This window comes from Fusobacterium sp. JB019 (genome assembly GCA_030673965.1).
In the GTDB taxonomy this organism is placed as follows: domain Bacteria; phylum Fusobacteriota; class Fusobacteriia; order Fusobacteriales; family Fusobacteriaceae; genus Fusobacterium_B.
This window is the reverse complement of the sequence record JAUTCN010000005.1, coordinates 76,611-96,892: the sequence shown is the minus strand read 5'-3', so window position 1 is coordinate 96,892 and position 20,282 is coordinate 76,611. Positions and strand designations below refer to the sequence as shown.

The window sequence follows — 20,282 nt, the reverse complement described above, 5'->3', positions numbered from 1 at the left end:
CTCTCCTAATTTTCTATATTATAGGCCATATCCCAAAATATATATTCAAATCTACTTGTATTAACAAATATATCAATTAATTTCTCTTTTTTCTTTTCATTTATTCCTTCAGCATATTTATTAACTAATTCAAGCAACCAAATTGTTAACTCATGATACTCTTCTGAAATATATGATTCTATCCATTCAGCATAAAAATTATCTTTTATTCCATACTTTTTATAAAGATGTCTTCCTATACATTCATAACTCCAAAGACAAGCTAAAACAGATACTGCTATTTCAATTATTCCACCAGCATAAGAAACAGCTAACATATAATGAGTATATGATAAATTAGCTAGAGCTGGTTTCGCATTTTCCACCTCTTTTTTAGTTATCCCTAATCTCTCCATATATTTTCTATGAGTAGCCATTTCAGTATGAAGAGTCCCCTCAGCCAAACTAGAAAATTTAGCCATCGTTTCTTCATCTTCACTTTTTATAGCACCTAGAGAAAATACTTTTGCATAATCCAATAAGTATAAGTAATCTTGTATCATATAATGTTTGAACTTTTCTTTATCTAATTTTCCACTTCCAAGCTCATCTACAAATGGATGTTCATAGTAACTTTCCCATATTTTTTCAACATGAGAATATAATTCGTCAGTAAAAAGCATTATTTCCTCCTAAAATAAAAAAATCATTCCCTAAAATATATACTCAACGTATAAATAAGAAAATGATATAAAACTTCACCACTTCCCTCCGCTAGCATTATCTAGAACAGGTAATTAAGGGTAATTCTCAGCTCTCGCTCCCCTAGTAGTATTACACAACAAATAAACTATAACATAATTTATTAATCTTATCAAGATTAAGGAGAAAAATTGTACTATTACAATAAATTTCATTAAAATAAAATTTTGTTCAGTAACTTATGTTATTTTAAGGTTTTTTGTGATAAAATTACTATAAGAATTATAATTTACTTTTTGGAGGTAATTAAATTGGATAAAAAATTTTTAGAAAACTATGTTGAACTTGCTTTAAAAATTGGAATTAATTTACAACAAAATCAATGTTTAGTAATTATGTCTCCTGTTGAAACTGCTGATTTCACTAGAAAATTAGTAGAAGAAGCTTATAAAATAGGAGCTAGTGAAGTTATTGTTCATTGGTCTGATGATTTCTGTAAAAAAATGGATTTCACTCACAAAAACAAATCTTTATTTGAATCTATGCCTGAATGGCAATTAGAATCTCTTATGTTTTATGCAAATAAAGGAGCTGCTTTCTTAAGTATTGCTGCAAATGATCCTGAACTTTTAAAGGGAATCGATCCTGAAAAAATTGCTATTTCTCAAAAAACTAGAAACATTAAGTTTAAACCTTATTATGATAAAGTTATGGGAAATGAAATACAATGGAATATTTTATCTGTACCAACTGTTGCTTGGGCAAAAAAAATATTTAAAGACTGTGATGATGAAAAAGCTGTACAAAAATTATGGGATGCAATTATTTATTCTGTAAAAGCAGATACTCCTGATCCTATAAAAACTTGGAAAGATCATTTAAATAATTTAAAAGAAAAAATGGATTATTTAAATAATAAACAATTTGAAGAACTTATAATCACAAATTCTTTAGGTACTAATTTAAAAGTTAAAATGCCTAAAAATCATATTTGGGCATCTGGAAAAGATATTACAAAAAATAATATCGAATTTGTTGCCAATATTCCAACTGAAGAAGTTTTTTCTCTTCCTCATAAATATGGAGTTAATGGTATTGTTTATGCATCTAAACCACTTAACTATGGAGGAACTTTAATTGAAAATTTCTCACTTACATTTAAAGATGGAAGAATCATTGATTTTAAAGCAGCTAAAGGAAAAGAAGCTTTAAAAAATCTTATTAATACTGACGAAGGTTCTAAATATTTAGGAGAAATTGCTCTTGTACCATTTAATTCTCCTATTTCAAATTCAAATATTTTATTTTTTAATACTTTATTTGATGAAAATGCATCTTGTCATTTAGCAATTGGGCAAGCCTACCCTAGCTGTATTAAAGGGGGAGACACTATGGATTCTGCTGCTATGGAAAAAAACGGTGTTAATGATTCTTTAACACATGTTGATTTCATGTTTGGAACAGAAGATTTAAATATTATTGGAAGAGATAAAAACAATAAAAAAGAAAATATATTTATTGAAGGTAATTGGGCCTTTTAATTAAGTATTTATTGCTTTTTTTACTATTTTCTTCTATAATAATATATACGATATTATTTATTTTTGGAGGTTCAAGTGTTACAAAAATTTAAAAGAAACTTTTCGATAATCGCTCATATAGATCATGGAAAATCTACTATAGCTGATAGACTTATGGAATGTACTCACGCTGTTAGTGAAAGAGACATGAAATCTCAGCTTTTAGATTCTATGGATCTAGAAAGAGAAAAAGGTATTACAATAAAAGCACAAGCAGTTACATTATACTATAAGGCTAAAGATGGAAATGAATATGAATTAAACCTTATAGATACTCCTGGTCATGTTGACTTCATTTATGAAGTTTCTAGATCTTTATCTGCCTGTGAGGGAGCTCTTCTGGTAGTTGATGCTGCCCAAGGTGTAGAAGCTCAAACTTTAGCAAATGTATATTTAGCTTTAGAAAATGATCTTGAAATTATACCTGTTATTAATAAAATAGATTTACCAGCAGCAGAACCTGAAAGAGTTAAAGCTGAGATAGAAGATATTATTGGGCTTCCAGCTGATGATGCAGTCCTTGCTTCTGCTAAAATAAATCTTGGAATTCCAGAACTTTTAGAAGCCATTGTTGAAAGAATTCCAGCTCCTGAATATGATGAGGACGCTCCTTTAAAAGCTCTTATCTTTGATTCAAAATTTGATGACTATAGAGGAGTATTAACTTATATAAAAATAGAAGATGGAACTATTAAAAAGGGAGATAAAATTAGAATTTGGTCTACAGGAAAAGAAATTGAAGTTCTTGAATGTGGAATATTCTCTCCTACAATGAAATCTACTGGTGAACTTTCAAGTGGTTCTGTTGGGTATATTATCACTGGATTAAAAGCTATCAAAGATTCCAGAGTTGGAGATACTATAACTCATGCTAAAAGACCTTGTTCTGAACCACTTCAAGGATTTAGACCAGCTCAATCTATGGTTTTTGCAGGAATATATCCTTTATCAACTGATGACTACGGAGATTTAAGAGAATCTTTAGAAAAATTACAATTAAATGATGCCTCTTTAAATTTTGTTCCTGAAACTTCTTTAGCTTTAGGATTTGGATTTAGATGTGGATTCTTAGGTCTTTTACATATGGAAATTATAGTTGAGAGACTTAGAAGAGAATACAATATTGATTTAATATCAACATCACCATCTGTTGAATATAGAATAACAAAAGAAGGAGAACCAACTTATATAATTGATAATCCTTGCGAGTTTCCAGAAGCAGGAAAAGGAAAATTCATAATAGAAGAACCTTTTATCAAAGGAAATATAATTGTTCCTAAAGATTTTGTTGGAGGAGTTATGGAACTTTGCCAAGAAAAACGTGGAATATATGTTGGGATGAATTTTATTGATGAAACAAGAGCCATGATTACTTATGAACTACCTCTTGCTGAAATTGTTTTAGATTTCTATGATAAATTAAAATCTAAAACTAAAGGTTATGCTTCTTTTGAATATGAATTAATTGAATACAGAGCTGGAGAACTTGTAAAAGTTGATATTCTAGTTTCTGGAGAAATTGTTGATGCTTTCTCATTCATAGCACATAAAGATAATGCTGTTACAAAAGGAAGAGCTATTTGTGAAAGATTAAAAGAAGTTATTCCAAGACAACAGTTTGAAATACCTATCCAAGCTGCTCTTGGAGCTAAAATTATAGCTAGAGAAACTATTAAAGCTTATAGAAAAAATGTCCTTGCTAAATGTTATGGTGGGGATATAACAAGAAAGAAAAAACTGCTTGAAAAACAAAAAGCAGGTAAGAAAAGAATGAAACAAATAGGAAATGTTGAAATACCTCAAGAGGCATTCGTTTCTGTATTAAAATTAAATAACAATTAATTTAAAGTTTACTTGGAGGGGCTTATGTTTTTCCTTATGGGATTTGGAAGCAAAGAAAATATAATTGAAAATATTAAATTTAAATGTGTTAATTGTATTAATGAGAATGCTAAATTAATTGAAAGGGCTAATTCTTTTTCTTTATTTTTTATACCGTTATTTAAATTTTCAAAAAAATATTTTATTGTTTGTACTAAATGTAATAGTATTTATAAACTCAAAAATGAATCAATTAAAAATATTTTAAAAACTAAAAATGTTTCTTATGACGATATTGAAGGAATAGTTAATAATGGCTCTGTATGTAATCACTGCGGAGCTAGAGTTAATCCTCAGGATACTTATTGTCATAAGTGTGGAAATAAATTATAACTTTATAAATTTAAGGATGTGGAATAGTGAACATTACTTTTTTTAAAGGTGTTATAACTGGTATAATTCTATCTCTTCCCTTTGGTCCTGTTGGTTTTTATTGTATGGAAAAAACTTTAATAGGAGGTAAAAAAGAAGGATATACTACAGCGATGGGAATGGTTGCTTCAGATGTCATTTATGGACTACTTGCATTTTTCTTTATCAATCAAGCTGAAGTATTTATTTTAAAGCATGAAATTTTCTTTAAAGGATTAGTTGGAATTTGTCTTATAGCCCTAGGAATCAAAAAATTAAATACTGATGTTATTATTAAAAAACCAGCTAATTATGACTATAACTATGGTTATATTCAAAATTTCTTCTATGGTTTAATACTTTCTCTTCTTAATGTTGCAGGTATTGTTACTATAATTTTCATCTATACTCTTTTAAGTGTAGTTGGAGATTCAGATAATTATTTTTTACTTGCTCTTGGAATTGGAAGTAGTGGATCTCTTTCTTGGTTTTTAACTGTACAAATAATAACTTATTTTAAAAGATTTATTAATGATGAACTTCTTATTAAATTGTCTAAGATTTCTAGTTTTATTATTCTTACTTTTGGAATAGTATCTCTAGGATATATTTTATTTAAATAATGAATAGAGGGTAGGTTATGAAAAATATATTAGAAAATATAAATGTAAATAAAAATGCTACTATTGCTGTAGCTATGAGTGGAGGTGTTGACAGTTCTGTAACTGCATATCTTCTAAAGAAAAAAGGATTCAATATTTTTGGAGTCACTATGAAGACTACTGAAAATGATATTGATGCTGATGCTAAAAAAGTTTGTGATGACTTAGGAATTAAACACTATATTTTTGATATCAGTGAAGAATTTTCAAATAAAGTTGTAGACTATTTTGTTCAAGAATATAATAATGGAAGAACTCCAAATCCTTGTATGGTTTGTAATAAATATATTAAAATGGGAGCATTAATTGATTTCTGTCTAGAAAAAGGTGCTGATTTTATGGCTACTGGTCACTATAGTAATATCAGTGATGGCTCTTTAAAGATTGGAGAAGACTTAAAAAAAGATCAAGCTTATTTTCTTTCTCAAGTGTCAAAAGAAAAATTAAAACATATTATATTTCCCCTTGGAAATATAAGCAAAGAAGAAGTTAGACAATTAGGAAAAGATTTAGGAGTAAGAGTTTATTCTAAAAAAGATTCTCAAGAAATTTGCTTTGTGGAAGATGGAAAATTAAAAGAATTTTTAATTGAAAAAACTAAAGGAAAGATTGTTAAGCCTGGAAATTTTGTTGATACAAAAGGAAATATATTAGGAAAACATAAAGGACTTGCTTTTTATACTATAGGTCAAAGAAAAGGATTAGGAATCGCTGCTCCTTCTCCATATTATGTTTTAAAATTAGATGGAACTAAAAATGAAGTTATTCTTGGAAGTAATGAAGAATTATTCAAATCATCTCTTATTGCAGACGATATCAACCTTTTAAAAGTTAATTCTTTAAATGATTTAAATGGAATGATTTGTAAAGCAAAAACTAGATCTAGAGATAAATTCCACCCATGTAAAATAGAAGTTTTAAACGAAAATGAAATAAAGGTTATATTTACAGAAGATCAAGTTAGAGCAGTTACACCTGGTCAAGGAGTTGTTTTATATGATGACTCTTATGAAGTTATTGCAAGTGGATTTATAAAAGAGTAATAATTTATTAATTACATATAATAGTAAAAAGAGTGGAAGGGTAATCCACTCTTTTTTTTATACTATATATAACATGTAGGGTTTTTATCCATTAGCTAATCTATAAATTGCTTCTATATAAATTTTTAATAAAGTATCTATAGTAGATAAATCTATACATTCATTTTTTTGATGCATTGTGTCAGTAGTTCCTTTCAATAAAGCTCCAAATGCGACACAATTCTTAACTGCTTTAGCATAAGTTCCTCCTCCTGTAGAACGAGGTTCTCCATCAGGATCTCCTGTAACTTCTTGATAAATATCTGTTAGTGTTTTCACTAAAAAATTATCTTTAGCAACATAAAGAGGTCCTTCTTCTTTTAAAGGTACAAATTCCATATTATATTTTTCTAATAATTTTAATAATTTAGTTTTCAACTCATTATAATCAATTGTAACAGGATATCTAGTATCTACAGATACAACAACGTACCCATCCTCTACAAAAGCTTTTCCATAATTCATCGTAATTTCTCCAGATGGTTCATCCTCATAAAAAAGTCCTGCAGATTTTCCGTTATATTCCATTTTTACATTTTCAGCAAAATATTTTCCCATTTCTTTTAATCCTGAAATTTCAATATTTAATAAATCAATAAAATTCATCAATGAAGATAATGAATTATATCCTGATTCTGGATGAGCTGCATGAGCAGATTTTCCAAAAGAAGTTAATACCACTTTATCCTTTTCAACTTTACTTTCTATTTTATATTCTTTTCCTGCATTATAATCTACTAATTTTTTTTCAATTTCTTCTTTATAAGAAATTGGTAAGCTTAATATTGCTTTTTCAGGAACAGCATTATATACTTTTCCTCCTTCTAATTTAATATCTTTAGAGTCTGTCTTAATCTTAATAAGTCCTCTCATTATACCTTTTTCAGCAAATGTTACTGGAAAAGTACTATCAGGAGTAAAAGACATAACTGGTTGAGGCATATTTAATTTACCAAAATAATGCTTCATACATCCCCAATTAGTTTCTTCATTAGCACCAACTATCATTCTAACTTTTCTTTTCATTGGTACTCCCAAATCTTTTAAAGTTTTCATTGCGTAAAGAGCTATCATTAGTGGTCCTTTATCATCTAAAGTTCCTCTTCCATACATTTTATTATTTACAATCTCGCCTGAATAAGCAGGGTAATCCCAACCAGTCCCTTCAGGAACAACATCTACATGACCTAATATTCCTATAGATTCTTCTCCTTGACCAAACTCAATATGACCAACGTAATTATCAAAATTTTCTGTTTCAAATCCTAATTTTTTTGCAACTTCTAAAAAATGATTCAACGCCTTTGCAGGTCCTTCACCAAATGGCATTCCTGGTTTTGATTCTTCTTCCACACTTTTTATTCTAATAGATTCTTGTAATGATTTTATTACTTCATCTTTGTATTTTAAAACTTCATTTTGTATATCCATTTATTCTACTCTCCTTATTATATTCTTATAATACCATTTGCATAGTAGTTGATACTCCAGGTCCAATTGGTAATCCTGCGAAATACCAAATCATTAATAATGCTAACCAAGCAAATAAGAAACATAAAGAATAAGGTAACATTGTTGATATTAAAGTTCCTATTCCACTATCTTCATCATATTTTTGAGCATAAGCAACTATAAATGCAAAATATGACATTAAAGGAGAAATTATATTAGTTGACGAATCTCCTATTCTGTACATTGCTTGAGTAAATTCAGGAGTAAATCCTAATTTCATAAACATTGGAATAAATACAGGTGCCATAATAGCCCATTTAGCTGATGCAGAACCCATAAATAAATTCAAGAAAGCTGAAACTATTACAAAACCTACAATTAATGGGAAACCTGTAAATCCTATTGCTTCAAGAACATCTGCCCCTTTAACTGCAACTATTGTTCCTAAGTTTGTATAAGAAAAATATTTTATAAATTGAGCAGCAGCAAATACTAAGGCCATATATCCACCCATTCCACTCAATGCTTTTCCTATTAATTTAACTAGATCTTTATCTGATTTTATTGTTCCAACTGCTCTACCATAAAAATATCCAGGTATCATGAAGAAGAACATAATTCCAGGTAATAAACCATTTCTCATAAAATTAACAATACTACCATTTTCTCTAAATATTGCATTTTGTGGAACTGTTAATGCTAAAACAATTATTAAATAAATTACTAAAGATATTCCTGCATGTTTTAATCCTTTTTTCTCTAAATCTCCAACTTCTCCTAATTCTTCCTTATGCGCTCCTTTATATTCCCCAAGTCTTGGTTCAACAATTTTTTCTGTAATATAAGTACCTATAAAAGTAATTAAGAAAGTTGAAACTACCATGAAGTACCAGTTCGCTGTTGGTAAAACTACATAATCCGGAATAAATATTCTAGCAGCCTCTGTTGATATCCCTCCTAATAGTGGATCAAGAGTTCCTATTAATAAGTTAGCTGAGAATCCTCCTGAAACTCCTGCAAATGCTGCAGCAATTCCTGCTAATGGATGTCTTCCAACTGACATAAATATTACAGCTCCAAGTGGAACTAAAACTACATATCCTGCATCAGAAGCTATATTTGACATTATCCCTGCAAAAACTAAAACTGCTGTTAATAGCTTTGGTGAAGTCGATAAAACTAACTTTCTTAAACAAGCGTGTATTAATCCACTTCCATCTGCTACTCCAACCCCTATAATTGCAACTAATACTGTTCCTAAAGGAGCAAAACTTGTAAAGTTTTTAGTCATACTATTAAATGCATATCTTATTCCTTCTGGACTAAGCAATGATTTTGCTTTTAAATGAATTGCACCTATTTCAAAAGTTTTTCTATTTATTCCAGTATAATCTACTGAAACTCCTGCTTTAGCACAAATAGCCGATACAACTACAACAATTAATGATAACATAACAAAAATTGTCATTGGATGAGGTAATTTATTACCTACAACTTCGACTCCGTCAAGAAATCTGTTAAACATACCCTTTTTCTGTTTCATTTTTCACCCTCCTAGTTATTTTATGTACACATAACAGAATTATAATATATTTTTACGTTTTTTTCAACTTTTCTTGGCAAAAATACTATTTATAAAAACAAATTTAAACAATGTATACCCAAAAATACTTTTTAAATGTGTTATTCAACCATTTAATTATCATATTTAAGTTTTGTTATTTCAACATTTTAATTTCAACAACAACAAAAAAAGAAATAATATAAAATTATTTCTTTTTTATGTTTTTTATTTAATTTTTAGTACTTTTTATCCTAAATAATTCATTAATCTTTCTTTTTCAATTTCTAAATCATTCATTAAACCTAAAATTATATCTAAAGCTGTTTCTCTTTTTTTAACCATAGATGCTACTTGACCAGCCATAACACTTCCTTCTTTAACATCTCCATCAACTGCTGCAAGTTTTAATCTTCCAACACCTAATTTTTCCATTTCTTCTATAGGAGCTCCTGCTTTTTCTAAACTCAACATTTCTTTAGCTAATTTATTTTCAATTACTCTAACTGGATGACCTGTAAAAGTTCCTGTTGCAACTGTCGATCTATCTTTAGCTTTTATAATTGCTTGTTTGTAATTATCATGAACATTACACTCTTCAGCTACTAAAAATTTAGTTCCTACTTGTACCCCTTCTGCTCCAAGAGCATATGCTGCTAAGAATTGTTTCCCTCCACCAATTCCACCAGCTAATATAACAGGAATCTCTACTGCCTCAACTACCTGAGGAGTCAGAGCCATTGTAGTTATTTCTCCAATATGTCCCCCTGCTTCAAGTCCTTCTGCAATAACTGCATCTGCTCCAATTCTTGCCATTCTTTTAGCAAGAGCTACTGAAGCAACTACTGGGATTACTTTTATATTTGCTGCTTTTAATTTTTCCATATATACTCCAGGATTTCCAGCTCCAGTTGTTACAACTTTCACACCTTCTTCGATACATATATCTATTTGCTTTTCTACATTTTCCATCATTAACATTAAATTTACACCAAAAGGTTTATCTCCTGCTATTTCTTTTGCTGTCTTTATTTCTTTTCTTAAAATATCTAAAGGCATTCCACCACCAGCAATAATCCCTAGTCCTCCTGCTTTAGATACTCCTCCAGCTAAAGTTCCATCAGCTATCCAAGCCATAGCTCCTTGAATTATAGGATATTTTATTCCCAATATTTCACACACTCTATTATTTTTCATTCTTTATATTTCCCCCTTAAATCTTTTATTTCATAACAAAATTATAAAATTTTTATTTCTAAACGCATTATAATTCATAACCTTCATCTATTATACCATAACTTTTTAATACTTTCTAATACTAATATTGAATATTTTTATTTGACTGTTTTTAATTTATATTTTATAATGAAAAGAAGCATATTTTAAGGAGGTACATAACCAATGCTAAAAATATTTAATGTAAACGTTTATGGTTTAGAAGAAAGCGCAAAAGCTAGCGGATACCCTATGATTAGCGGAGAAATCCCATGTTATGACGATATTGATGAACTATCTGAAAAAGAAATTAAGAGAATAAAACATTTAGGTAATGCTATCCCTGGAAGTGGACATGATTGTTTCTTAAAAGGAATTACAGTACAATTTGATATTACTTATCCTAATTACTGGACTCCACAATTCCAAAGATATCATTTTGCAGATATTGTAAGTTCAACTTCAAAAATGCATAGAATTACAAGAATGGATTTAAATAAAACTTGTAATAAATATGTTGATGACGTTGTTATTGAAAATCTTCAAAAATGGGTAGATATCTATAATTCTTTCCCTGAAGATAAAAATGAAATAACTATCAAAGAAAACACATATGATAAATATAAAGTATTTATGAAAATTATTTCAAATGCTCCTCTTGGTTTAGAGCAAACTATGAGAGTAACAACTAATTATCTTCAATTAAAAAGTATTTATAATCAAAGAAGGCATCATAAATTAAAAGAAGATTGGGGTGCTTTTTGTGATTGGTGCTTAACATTACCAATGTTTAAAGATCTTTGTATTAAAAATAAATAGGCAAATAAAAAAAGACAGAGATTAATCTCTGTCTTTTTTTTATTTTAAAATTCTTTTGAAAATCATAGGCCATAAACATATTATCCAAATCATTAAAATAAAATATTTTAATCCATAAATAATTAAAGCATCAAAACCTAATAAATCACTAAATAATTTAAATGATTTATCTAATAATCCCACTCCTATTAATCCAAGCAATATTTTAAACCCTTGTTCCCATATCCTTATAGTTCTAACTCTGAATTTAACAAAATTACCTTCTAAATAATTTCCTAAAACAAATCCAAATCCAGCCCCTATAACTTTAGAAGAATCTATCAAATATTTAACCTCTACTGTTTTCTTACTATACAGAATAAAAGTATAACCCAATAATATTATTCCTAAAAAAACAGATATCATCATTAACTCTATTCTTTGGTATCTACTATATTTCTTTGTATACTTTATAGTTACAAAGGCAATGGCAGCTGTCAAAGCAAAAGCAAAAATTACATCTTTTGGAGTATGAACCCCTAAATACATTCTTGAAAAACAAACCAGCAATGGTACTAAAATTAATACTATTTTTAAAAATCTACTTCTAAAATAAAAAGCTAATCCAGCAAATATAGAAGTTGAACTTTGAACATGTCCACTTGGAAAGGAATAGCCTGTAGCTTTTTTCAAAGCAAAATCAACCGCTTTAAAACTAGGATCAATTACCCAAGGTCTAGCTGTTCCAAAACCTAACTTTATTCCTTGAACTAAAAAAGATGACATAAAAAATATGTACCCTAATATTTTTCCTAGCTTTTTATTAACACACCAATAAATAATACACAATATAATTATTATAGTTGTCCCTTCTCCTAGTCTAGTAATTAAATTCCAAAAAGTATCTCCAAAGGGAGTTCTATAATTAGATAAAAAACTTAAAAATCTCATAATTATTTTTCTCCATTAATATAACTTTTCATAATTATAGCTATGTCAGTTGCAAAAATACAAATAACTGCTATTCCTAACATTATAAACTCAGCCGCATTATTCTCCTTCAAAATTCTTTGAGCTGCGAAACTGCTCAAAACAAAAGCACTTGAAATTATAGCTAAAATATTAATATTTTTCTTAGAAGGAACCTTACTCCCAAGTATTATCATAGCACCAATAACAAATACATACACAATCTTCGATATTAACATTTCAATAATAGGTTTATTTTCAACTAAAACTACACATAATCCTAAAGTTGATAAAAATAAAGCAATTCCTGCCAGAGAATAAAATACTAAATTTTTAGATTTAAAATCTAATTTCATTAAAACTATCACATACCCTATAAATCCAATAAAAGATATTCCTGCTCCTACAGAGTAAACCAAAGTTTCCATATTTGAATTTCTAAAAAATAACATTCCTCCAACTGAAACAATACTAACAAAAAATAAAATAAAAAAATCTAAAAAACCTCTCTTTAACTTTAACGACATTAACTTTCCTCCAAGTATATTTATATCTAATTTTATCATAGAAATACCTAAAAATAAAGGGTTTCCTTTATTTGTCATTTATTTCACTTATAAAAGTTGATCCTAATATTAATACTGCTCCTATAATTTGAAAAATTCCTAAACTTTCTTTTAAAAATAAAGTTGAAATTAAAACTGCAAATATAGGATCTATATAACTTAATATTGCTAAAGTTTGCCCTTTTAAATTTTTTATTGCTGAAAAATAAATAGTATATGCTAATCCTGTATGAATTATTCCTAAAAATAATAAACTATATAAAGATATTCCATGAAGTGACCCAAAATTAAATCCAGTTGTTAATAATATATAAGGGATTAGCATAATTGCAGCTACAAACAACTGAACTATTGTTCTATCTCCAGGGGAAATATTTATAATAAACTTATTTGAAATAATTACACTTGCATAAAAAACAGCTGCTAAAATCCCATAAAATATTCCTAAAAGATGATTATATTCCACATTTCCACTTGAAGATTTATTAGTCCCTACAATCATCAACATCCCAATCATAGCTAAACATATACATATAACTTTTTTTAAACTAATTTTTTCCTTAAGAAGCAAAGGAGATGCAATCATTACAAAAATAGGCGCAAAATAATAAGAAATTGTAGCTATTGAAATTGTAGTATATTTGTAAGCTTCAAATAAAAACATCCAATTTAATCCCATTGCAATTCCTGAAAAAACTAATAATTTTAAATTTCCCTTTATTGATGTTACTGATACATTTGTCTTTAATATATAACTCGTTATCAATAAAAAAACACTCCCTATTATCCCTCTTGAAAAAGCAATCTCACTTGAAGATAAATCTATATTTTTTATAAATATTCCTATGGTTGAAAAGGTTAGCATCGCCCCCATTACTTTTAATTTATCCATTCTCTCCCCCTATTTTATTCGAAATATTCTTTTCTTACTTCATCCATAGCGTCTTCGTATTCTTTCCTTTGCTTTTCTGATAAAGAGTTTGAATATGAATTCACCATTAAATCATGAACTATATAGTCACTTGTTATATCTATAATTCCTGGATCATTTGTCCAAGAAACTTGACTAGCCTCTCCCCTTGAAACTATCCCAGTAATAGCTTCTTTTCTATCAATAATCACAACAATATTTCTCTCTTCTTTTTCACTAAGATAAGTTTTAAGCCTTCTATGAGTCAATACATTTTTTAATTTATTATTATATCCAAAATAAATTCCCTTTACAATAATCCCTCTTTTTTCTGCTTCTATTAAACTATCTGATAATTGTAAAAATTCTTCATCCCAAATTGAAACGTCTATCCTTTCTTCAGCTAATCCAATTATTAAATTTAGAAAACTAAATATTTCTTTTCTACCAGAAAGAATTTTAGTATCATAGTGAACTATATTTTTCAAATAAAGTTCATTTGTTTTTTCTTCTACATTTTTTAATACAGACTCATAATTTTTTTTTATTTTACTTATGAATAATTTTGGCTCTAAAGGGAAATAAACTAGCCCTGATTCTATTTTTTTACTAAATACTAATTGCTTTTTTAGCAAATTATCTAAAACTTCATATATTTTAGATCTAGGAACTCCTGAAGTTTTACTCAAGCTATATCCATTCAAAGGAAAATTTTCCAACAACTTTGTATAAGCTTTTGCCTCATATTGATTTAAACCTAATTTTTTCATATCTTCTAATAATTTTAAATTTTCGTCCATAAATCATTCTCCTATAATTATAATCCTAGACTTAATAATAGCATACAAATTCCTATTGACCCGAGCACAGGAATAACAATTCCATCTTTTATAAAAGAAAGTACACAAGCTATAATTATTCCTGCTATTGAAACTATTTCATGATTTGGTATAGCATCTAAAAAACCAGGAACAATAAGAGCACCTAAAGCTGTATAAGGAATATACCCTAAAAATTCTTCTAATTGTTTTGGTAATCTTTTTCCTGAGACCAATAAAAAAGGTAATAGCCTAGGTAAATATGTTACCACAAACATTCCTAAAATCAAAACATATATCTTATTCATTTATCTCCTCCTTTGATGAAGAAATAACTAAGCCTAAAAATGAAACAAATAATATAGTCACTACTATACTCCAACCTTGAGCAAGATGAATTACTTTAGTTAAAACAGTATTCATAATCCCTGATAATAAAACTAAAATTAATATTTTATTCGATTTTTTTAAAGCTGGAATTAATATAGCTACAAATAATGAATATAAAGCTATCCCCATACTAGTTTGTACTATTTTTGGTAAAATTCCTCCTAATACATATCCTAAAAAAGTTCCTATTATAAAAGAAGAATAAGCCATCCCTTCTAAAACTAACATATATTTACTTGTTAACTCTTTATTTTTTAAAGAAGCTACTGAAAATGTTTCATCTGTTAGGCCAAAAGCTATAAACGGTATCTTGTTTTTCATTTCTAAACTAATTTTGGGAGAAATAGATGCTGAAAACAATACATGCCTCATATTAACAAGTAAAGTTGTTAATAATATTTCCCCCATACTAGCTCCTGCTATTAATAAATTTACAGCTATAAACTGACTAGCTCCTGCAAAAACAAACAATGAAAAACTCACGCTTTCAGCTAAACTTAGATTTGCTGACTTACATAAAATTCCAAATGCCATTGCAATAGGTATAAATCCTATAACTATTGGTGTCCCATCTGTTATAGCATCACGAAAATTACATTTTTTTAAACTTTCCATATTCCCTCCAATATTTTTTGTTAACTACTGTAGTAGTTACTATAACACAGCTTGTGAAATTTATCAATAATTTTTTTTTAAATAAAAAAATATTTGAAATTTTTTTAAAACTATGATATATTTTACTTACAAGAGTGGTATACACCACCCATCCATTTAAAAGTTTGTAAGGAGGAAAAAATATGAAAAAATATTCAATTGCTATAGTTGGGGGTGCCAGCAGTTATACTCCTGGAATTGTTAGAAGTATTATGAATGCATATGATAAAATGCCTATTAAAGAAATTATATTACAAGATATTGATGAAGAAAAATTAGATGTTATGGGTGAATATTTAGAAATATTATTTAGAGATGAGAAATTTCCAGCAGATGTAAAATGGACAACTTCTAGAAAAAAAGCTTTTAAAGGAGTTGACTTTATTTTTACTCAAATTAGAACTGGTGGTCTTGAAATGAGAGAACAAGATGAAAAAGTATCTATAAATTGTGGACTAGTAGGACAAGAAACTTGTGGTCCTGGAGGTTTTGCTTTTGCTATGAGAAGCATTAAACCTATGATTGAAATAACTAAAGATGCTATAAAATATGCTAAAGATGCTTGGATAATAAATTATTCTAATCCTCTTCCTATTTTAGCTGAAGCTATCAGAAGAGAAGTTCCTGAATCTAAATCTTTATTTATATGTGATATGCCTATAGTTCAGCAAATGACAATGGCTGCTACCCTTGGATACAAAGAAGAAGATTTAATTTTCGAATACTTTGGTTTAAATCATTTTGGTTGGTTCACTTCTATTAAAAATAAAGAAGGAGAAGAACTTCTTCCTAAATTAAGAGATATTCTTTTATCTGGATATAAATTAAAATTAGTTGATTTTGGACATCTTGATGAAAGTTGGATTAAAACATTTGAAAATATTGCTAAAGGAGTTAAGATGTTCCCTGAATATATTCCTTTAACTTATTTACAATATTATTATTTCCCTGATTCTATGGCTGAAAAAGAAAAAGAACATGCTGATTATACTAGAGCCAACGAAGTTATGGATGGTAGAAGAAAAAAAGTATTTGAAGAATGCTATAAAGTTATTAAAGCTGGAACTATTAAAGGATTTGACCATAATTTAGATGCTCATGGAGATTTTATTGTTGATCAAGCAGTTGCAATTGCAACTGATACTCCTAAAAGATTTATGGTAAATGTCGTTAATAATAAAGCATTTACAAATATGGACGACGATATTGTTATTGAAACTTTTGGTACTATTGATGCAAAAGGAGCATGCGTAAATACTTATAGAAAAATACCTCAATTTTATAGAGCACTTATGATTAACCAAAATACCTATGAAAAATTAACTGTAGAAGCAGCTTTAGAAGGATCTTACGATAAAGCATTAAAAGCTCTTTCATTAAATAAAACTGTTCCTTCTGTTTCTAAAGCTAAGGAAGTTTTAGATGCTTTAATTGTTGCTAACAAAGGATATTTCCCTGAACTTAAATAATCATGAGGTGATATTATGAAAAAAGAATTAAAAATTGCAATAATAGGAGGAGGTAGTAGCTATACCCCTGAAATTATTGAAGGATTTATAAATAGATATAAAGAACTTCCAATTAAAGATTTATATTTAGTTGATATTGAAGAAGGAAAAGAAAAATTAAATATAGTTGGTAATTTAGCTAAAAGAATGATTGAAAAAGCTAATATAAATATAAATATTCACTTAACTCTAAATAGAAAAAAAGCCATTAAAGGTGCTGACTTTGTTACAACCCAGTTTAGAGTTGGATTACTTGATGCTAGAATTAGAGATGAAAAAATACCTTTAAAATATAATTGCATTGGACAAGAAACCACTGGAGCAGGAGGACTTGCAAAAGCTCTTCGAACTATTCCTATAATCCTTGATATCTGTAAAGATATTGAAGAATTATCTCCTAAAGCTTGGCTTATTAACTTTACAAATCCAAGTGGAATTATAACTGAAACTGTAAATAAATACACTAATGTAAAATGTATTGGACTTTGCAATGTTCCTATTTTAATGGAAAGACTCTGTAGTGAAGCTCTTGAAACTCCTATGGATAAAATAAAAATGGATTTAGTAGGTTTGAATCATTTAGTTTGGGCAAAAGATGTTATTTCAAATGGAGAAAGTAGAATAGACGATGTTATTAAAGCTTTAATTTCTGGTAAAGGATATTCTGCTAAAAATATTCCTGATATTAATTGGGGAAAAGAGTTATTAGAATCTCTTCATATGATTCCTTGCCCTTATCATAGATATTATTATTTAACTAATATTATGTTAAAAGAAGAAATGGAAAGTGCTAAAACAATTGGTACTAGAGGAGAAGTAGTAAAAAAAGTTGAAAAAGAATTATTTGAACTATATAAAAATCCTGAATTAAAAGAAAAACCTAAGCAGTTAGAAGAAAGAGGAGGACAATATTATTCTGAAGCTGCTTGCGATTTGATAAATGCAATTTATAATGATAAAGGAACAATTCATTATGTAAATATAAAAAACAACGGTACTGTCAGTTGCTTACCTAATGAATCAGCAATTGAAAGAACTTGTTATGTTGATAAGGCTGGTGCTCATCCATTTACTTGTTCCCCTCTTCCATCTAAAGTTAAAGGTTTAATTCAAGTTGTAAACGAATATGAAACTTTAGTTGTTGAAGCTGGTGTTCATGGAGATTATGGTAGCGCACTTCAAGCTATGCTAATTCATCCTTTAGTTGAAAGTAGTGTAGCAAAAGATCTTTTAGATGAGATCATTCGGAAGAATATTGATTATCTTCCTCAATTTAGATAACTTCACTTTTACGTTAAACACCTGCTATTACTCTTTCACTCCAAGATTTAGTAATAGCAGGTGTCCCTTTTTTAATTATTTGATAGAGCTAACATTTCTAAATAGTACTTAGGATCTCCTGTTAAATAATAATTATACCAAGCTTCTATTATTTCATTTGAAAAAACATTTAAATATTGTAAAATTTCTTTTGCCCACAATAGAGAACCAGCTGAACTTCCTGTAACTAAATTTCTGTCTCTTACGGCTAATTTATCTTTATAAAGTTCTTCTCCTGTATATTTTTTTGAAAAAAGTTTTAAATATTCTTTAGAATTGCTTGTATGTAAATATTCATTCAATATTCCTAAATTAGCTAAAGAAAGAGTTGCGCCACAAATAGCACCAACTAAAATACCTTTTTCTAAATACCCTCTAACCCTTGATAGTATCTCTTCGTGCTCTGGATTTCCCCAAGTATCTCCACCAGGAATAAGAAGAGCTTTCATATTACTTTCATCAATTTCTTCTACTGAACAATCTGGAATAATTTTAAATCCTCCCAAAGTAGTAATAGTATTCTTATTACATGCCACAGTTTTTATACAATATTCATCATTTATCTCCATACTTACAGCTGACATAACATAACCTAATTCCCAATCTGCCATAGCATTTAAAATATATACATAAATTATCTTTTTCATAAAATACCTCCTTAATATATCACATAAAAATTATACCACCATTCCTTATTTTTTTCACAAAAAAAACAAGATACTTAAGTATCTTGTCTCTCTTTTTACTTAAAGACCTCTAACTTTAACATTATTTCTTTAAATATTTTAAAACCTAATTTCAAAGCTCTTGGATCCATATCAAATGTTGGTGTATGTAAAGCAGAATTAAATTTTTCTGTCTTTATTCCTAATAAAAATAATAATCCCTTATTCCCCTCTTGAAGATAGAAAGAAAAATCTTCTGAACCTGTTAATCTAGAATTATCTACAAATTTTTCTTTTGGAATTATTTCTTTTAAAATATCAAAGAATTTTTTTTCATTAATTACAGGTGGATAAAAAGCCTTAAACATCATCTCTATTTTTATTCCATAAGCTTTTTCAAAACCAGCATTTATTTCTTTAACTCTTTTTTCTAAAAAATCTATTAATCCTGTATTAGCAAATCTAATTGTTCCTAAAATTTCAACTTTTTCAGGAATAACATTTCTAACTTCTCCTGCTTTAAAACTTCCAATTGTTAAAACCATTGGCTCTATTGGATCTATTTCTCTTGCAACTAATAATTGATAAGCTTCTATTAATTTAGCTCCAATATATATTGAATCTATCCCCTTATGAGGCTGAGCTCCATGAGTTCCCTTTCCTATAATTCTTATATCGAAATTTATATTCTGAAAAGATATTGGTCCACAAATACAACCAATTTTCCCTTGATCTATATCAGGAGCAACGTGTAATGCAAATAATCCTTCAAATTTTTTAGACTGAAAGAATTCTGACTGAGCTACTACTTGAGCTCCTCCTCTTCCTTCTTCTGCTGCTTGAAATATTAACATTATTGATTTATTCAAAGTTTTTCCATTCTTAATTTGTTCTTGTAACCATTTTGCTGTATAAAGTAAATTTGTAGTATGTCCATCATGACCACAAGCATGCATCATTCCCTTATACTGAGACTTATATTCTTTATCTCCTAATTCTGTAATTGGAAGAGCATCTATATCTCCTCTAAACCCTACCCAAATATCTTTTTTTCCTTTAAAAACAGCAAGGGTACTAGTTCCTATTTCAATATATTCAATATTTAATTCATCTAAAAAATTTCTAATATATGCAGCTGTTTTGTGTTCACTAAATGCAATTTCTGGAATTTTATGCAAATCACTTCTTACTTTAATATAAAAATCATCCATATAAATTC

Annotated in this window: 20 protein-coding genes and 1 riboswitch; of the genes, 8 read left to right on the top strand and 12 right to left on the bottom strand. The window is 28.3% G+C overall.

The window, feature by feature from the left end:
• Positions 1-5: 5 nt before the first annotated feature.
• Entirely contained in the window at positions 6-662 is a 657-nt protein-coding gene (tenA, locus tag Q7K47_04700; protein ID MDP0506514.1) for a thiaminase II, read from the bottom strand.
• 66 nt (positions 663-728) lie between these two features.
• Positions 729-816: riboswitch (TPP riboswitch) on the bottom strand.
• 176 nt (positions 817-992) lie between these two features.
• Here tenA and Q7K47_04695 point away from each other — a divergent pair.
• The 5 genes from Q7K47_04695 to mnmA all read left to right on the top strand — a co-directional run bounded on the left by Q7K47_04695 (position 993) and on the right by mnmA (position 6,198).
• Positions 993-2,222, top strand: a complete 1,230-nt coding sequence (locus Q7K47_04695) for an aminopeptidase (protein ID MDP0506513.1) — start codon at positions 993-995, stop codon at positions 2,220-2,222.
• A 75-nt stretch (positions 2,223-2,297) separates the two neighbouring features.
• Complete coding sequence (gene lepA, locus Q7K47_04690) at positions 2,298-4,103, top strand: translation elongation factor 4 (protein MDP0506512.1); 1,806 nt, start codon at positions 2,298-2,300, stop codon at positions 4,101-4,103.
• A 24-nt stretch (positions 4,104-4,127) separates the two neighbouring features.
• The gene (locus Q7K47_04685) at positions 4,128-4,475 is read left to right on the top strand and encodes a zinc-ribbon domain-containing protein (protein MDP0506511.1); all 348 of its coding nucleotides are present in this window, start codon (positions 4,128-4,130) and stop codon (positions 4,473-4,475) included.
• A gap of 26 nt (positions 4,476-4,501) precedes the next feature.
• Entirely contained in the window at positions 4,502-5,116 is a 615-nt protein-coding gene (locus tag Q7K47_04680) for a LysE family transporter (protein MDP0506510.1), read from the top strand.
• A 17-nt stretch (positions 5,117-5,133) separates the two neighbouring features.
• Positions 5,134-6,198, top strand: a complete 1,065-nt coding sequence (gene mnmA / locus Q7K47_04675; protein ID MDP0506509.1) for a tRNA 2-thiouridine(34) synthase MnmA — start codon at positions 5,134-5,136, stop codon at positions 6,196-6,198.
• Between the two features lie 84 nt (positions 6,199-6,282).
• On the opposite strand, the gene pepV is transcribed toward mnmA, so the two are convergent.
• From pepV to Q7K47_04660, 3 genes are all read right to left on the bottom strand, one after another.
• A complete protein-coding gene (pepV, locus tag Q7K47_04670; protein MDP0506508.1) occupies positions 6,283-7,668 on the bottom strand; it encodes a dipeptidase PepV in 1,386 nt (461 codons plus the stop codon).
• Positions 7,669-7,693: 25 nt separating this feature from the next.
• Positions 7,694-9,232 carry an AbgT family transporter gene (locus tag Q7K47_04665; protein MDP0506507.1) on the bottom strand — a complete coding sequence of 513 codons (1,539 nt, stop codon included), beginning with the start codon at positions 9,230-9,232 and terminating at the stop codon, positions 7,694-7,696.
• A gap of 267 nt (positions 9,233-9,499) precedes the next feature.
• Positions 9,500-10,447 carry a nitronate monooxygenase gene (locus Q7K47_04660; protein MDP0506506.1) on the bottom strand — a complete coding sequence of 316 codons (948 nt, stop codon included), beginning with the start codon at positions 10,445-10,447 and terminating at the stop codon, positions 9,500-9,502.
• A 204-nt stretch (positions 10,448-10,651) separates the two neighbouring features.
• On the opposite strand from Q7K47_04660, the gene Q7K47_04655 reads away from it, so the two are divergent.
• On the top strand, positions 10,652-11,284 hold the full coding sequence (locus Q7K47_04655; GenBank protein MDP0506505.1) for a hypothetical protein: 633 nt from the start codon (positions 10,652-10,654) through the stop codon (positions 11,282-11,284).
• A 39-nt stretch (positions 11,285-11,323) separates the two neighbouring features.
• On the opposite strand, the gene Q7K47_04650 is transcribed toward Q7K47_04655, so the two are convergent.
• From Q7K47_04650 to Q7K47_04625, 6 genes are all read right to left on the bottom strand, one after another.
• Entirely contained in the window at positions 11,324-12,214 is an 891-nt protein-coding gene (locus Q7K47_04650; GenBank protein ID MDP0506504.1) for a phosphatase PAP2 family protein, read from the bottom strand.
• Positions 12,215-12,216: 2 nt separating this feature from the next.
• The gene (locus Q7K47_04645; protein ID MDP0506503.1) at positions 12,217-12,759 is read right to left on the bottom strand and encodes a hypothetical protein; all 543 of its coding nucleotides are present in this window, start codon (positions 12,757-12,759) and stop codon (positions 12,217-12,219) included.
• Between the two features lie 67 nt (positions 12,760-12,826).
• Positions 12,827-13,690, bottom strand: coding sequence for a DMT family transporter (locus Q7K47_04640; GenBank protein ID MDP0506502.1), 864 nt, complete (start codon positions 13,688-13,690; stop codon positions 12,827-12,829).
• Between the two features lie 14 nt (positions 13,691-13,704).
• The gene (locus Q7K47_04635) at positions 13,705-14,508 is read right to left on the bottom strand and encodes a helix-turn-helix domain-containing protein (protein ID MDP0506501.1); all 804 of its coding nucleotides are present in this window, start codon (positions 14,506-14,508) and stop codon (positions 13,705-13,707) included.
• Positions 14,509-14,525: 17 nt separating this feature from the next.
• A complete protein-coding gene (locus tag Q7K47_04630) occupies positions 14,526-14,834 on the bottom strand; it encodes an AzlD domain-containing protein (GenBank protein MDP0506500.1) in 309 nt (102 codons plus the stop codon).
• On the bottom strand, positions 14,827-15,531 hold the full coding sequence (locus Q7K47_04625; protein ID MDP0506499.1) for an AzlC family ABC transporter permease: 705 nt from the start codon (positions 15,529-15,531) through the stop codon (positions 14,827-14,829). Before Q7K47_04625 ends, Q7K47_04630 begins: the two co-directional genes overlap by 8 nt.
• A 182-nt stretch (positions 15,532-15,713) precedes the next feature.
• On the opposite strand from Q7K47_04625, the gene Q7K47_04620 reads away from it, so the two are divergent.
• The gene (locus tag Q7K47_04620) at positions 15,714-17,039 is read left to right on the top strand and encodes a 6-phospho-alpha-glucosidase (GenBank protein ID MDP0506498.1); all 1,326 of its coding nucleotides are present in this window, start codon (positions 15,714-15,716) and stop codon (positions 17,037-17,039) included.
• A gap of 15 nt (positions 17,040-17,054) precedes the next feature.
• Complete coding sequence (locus Q7K47_04615) at positions 17,055-18,359, top strand: 6-phospho-beta-glucosidase (protein ID MDP0506497.1); 1,305 nt, start codon at positions 17,055-17,057, stop codon at positions 18,357-18,359.
• 71 nt (positions 18,360-18,430) lie between these two features.
• On the opposite strand, the gene Q7K47_04610 is transcribed toward Q7K47_04615, so the two are convergent.
• Positions 18,431-19,045 carry a DJ-1/PfpI family protein gene (locus Q7K47_04610; protein MDP0506496.1) on the bottom strand — a complete coding sequence of 205 codons (615 nt, stop codon included), beginning with the start codon at positions 19,043-19,045 and terminating at the stop codon, positions 18,431-18,433.
• Positions 19,046-19,140: 95 nt separating this feature from the next.
• Complete coding sequence (locus Q7K47_04605; GenBank protein ID MDP0506495.1) at positions 19,141-20,274, bottom strand: M20 family metallopeptidase; 1,134 nt, start codon at positions 20,272-20,274, stop codon at positions 19,141-19,143.
• Between the last annotated feature and the right edge of the window lie 8 nt (positions 20,275-20,282).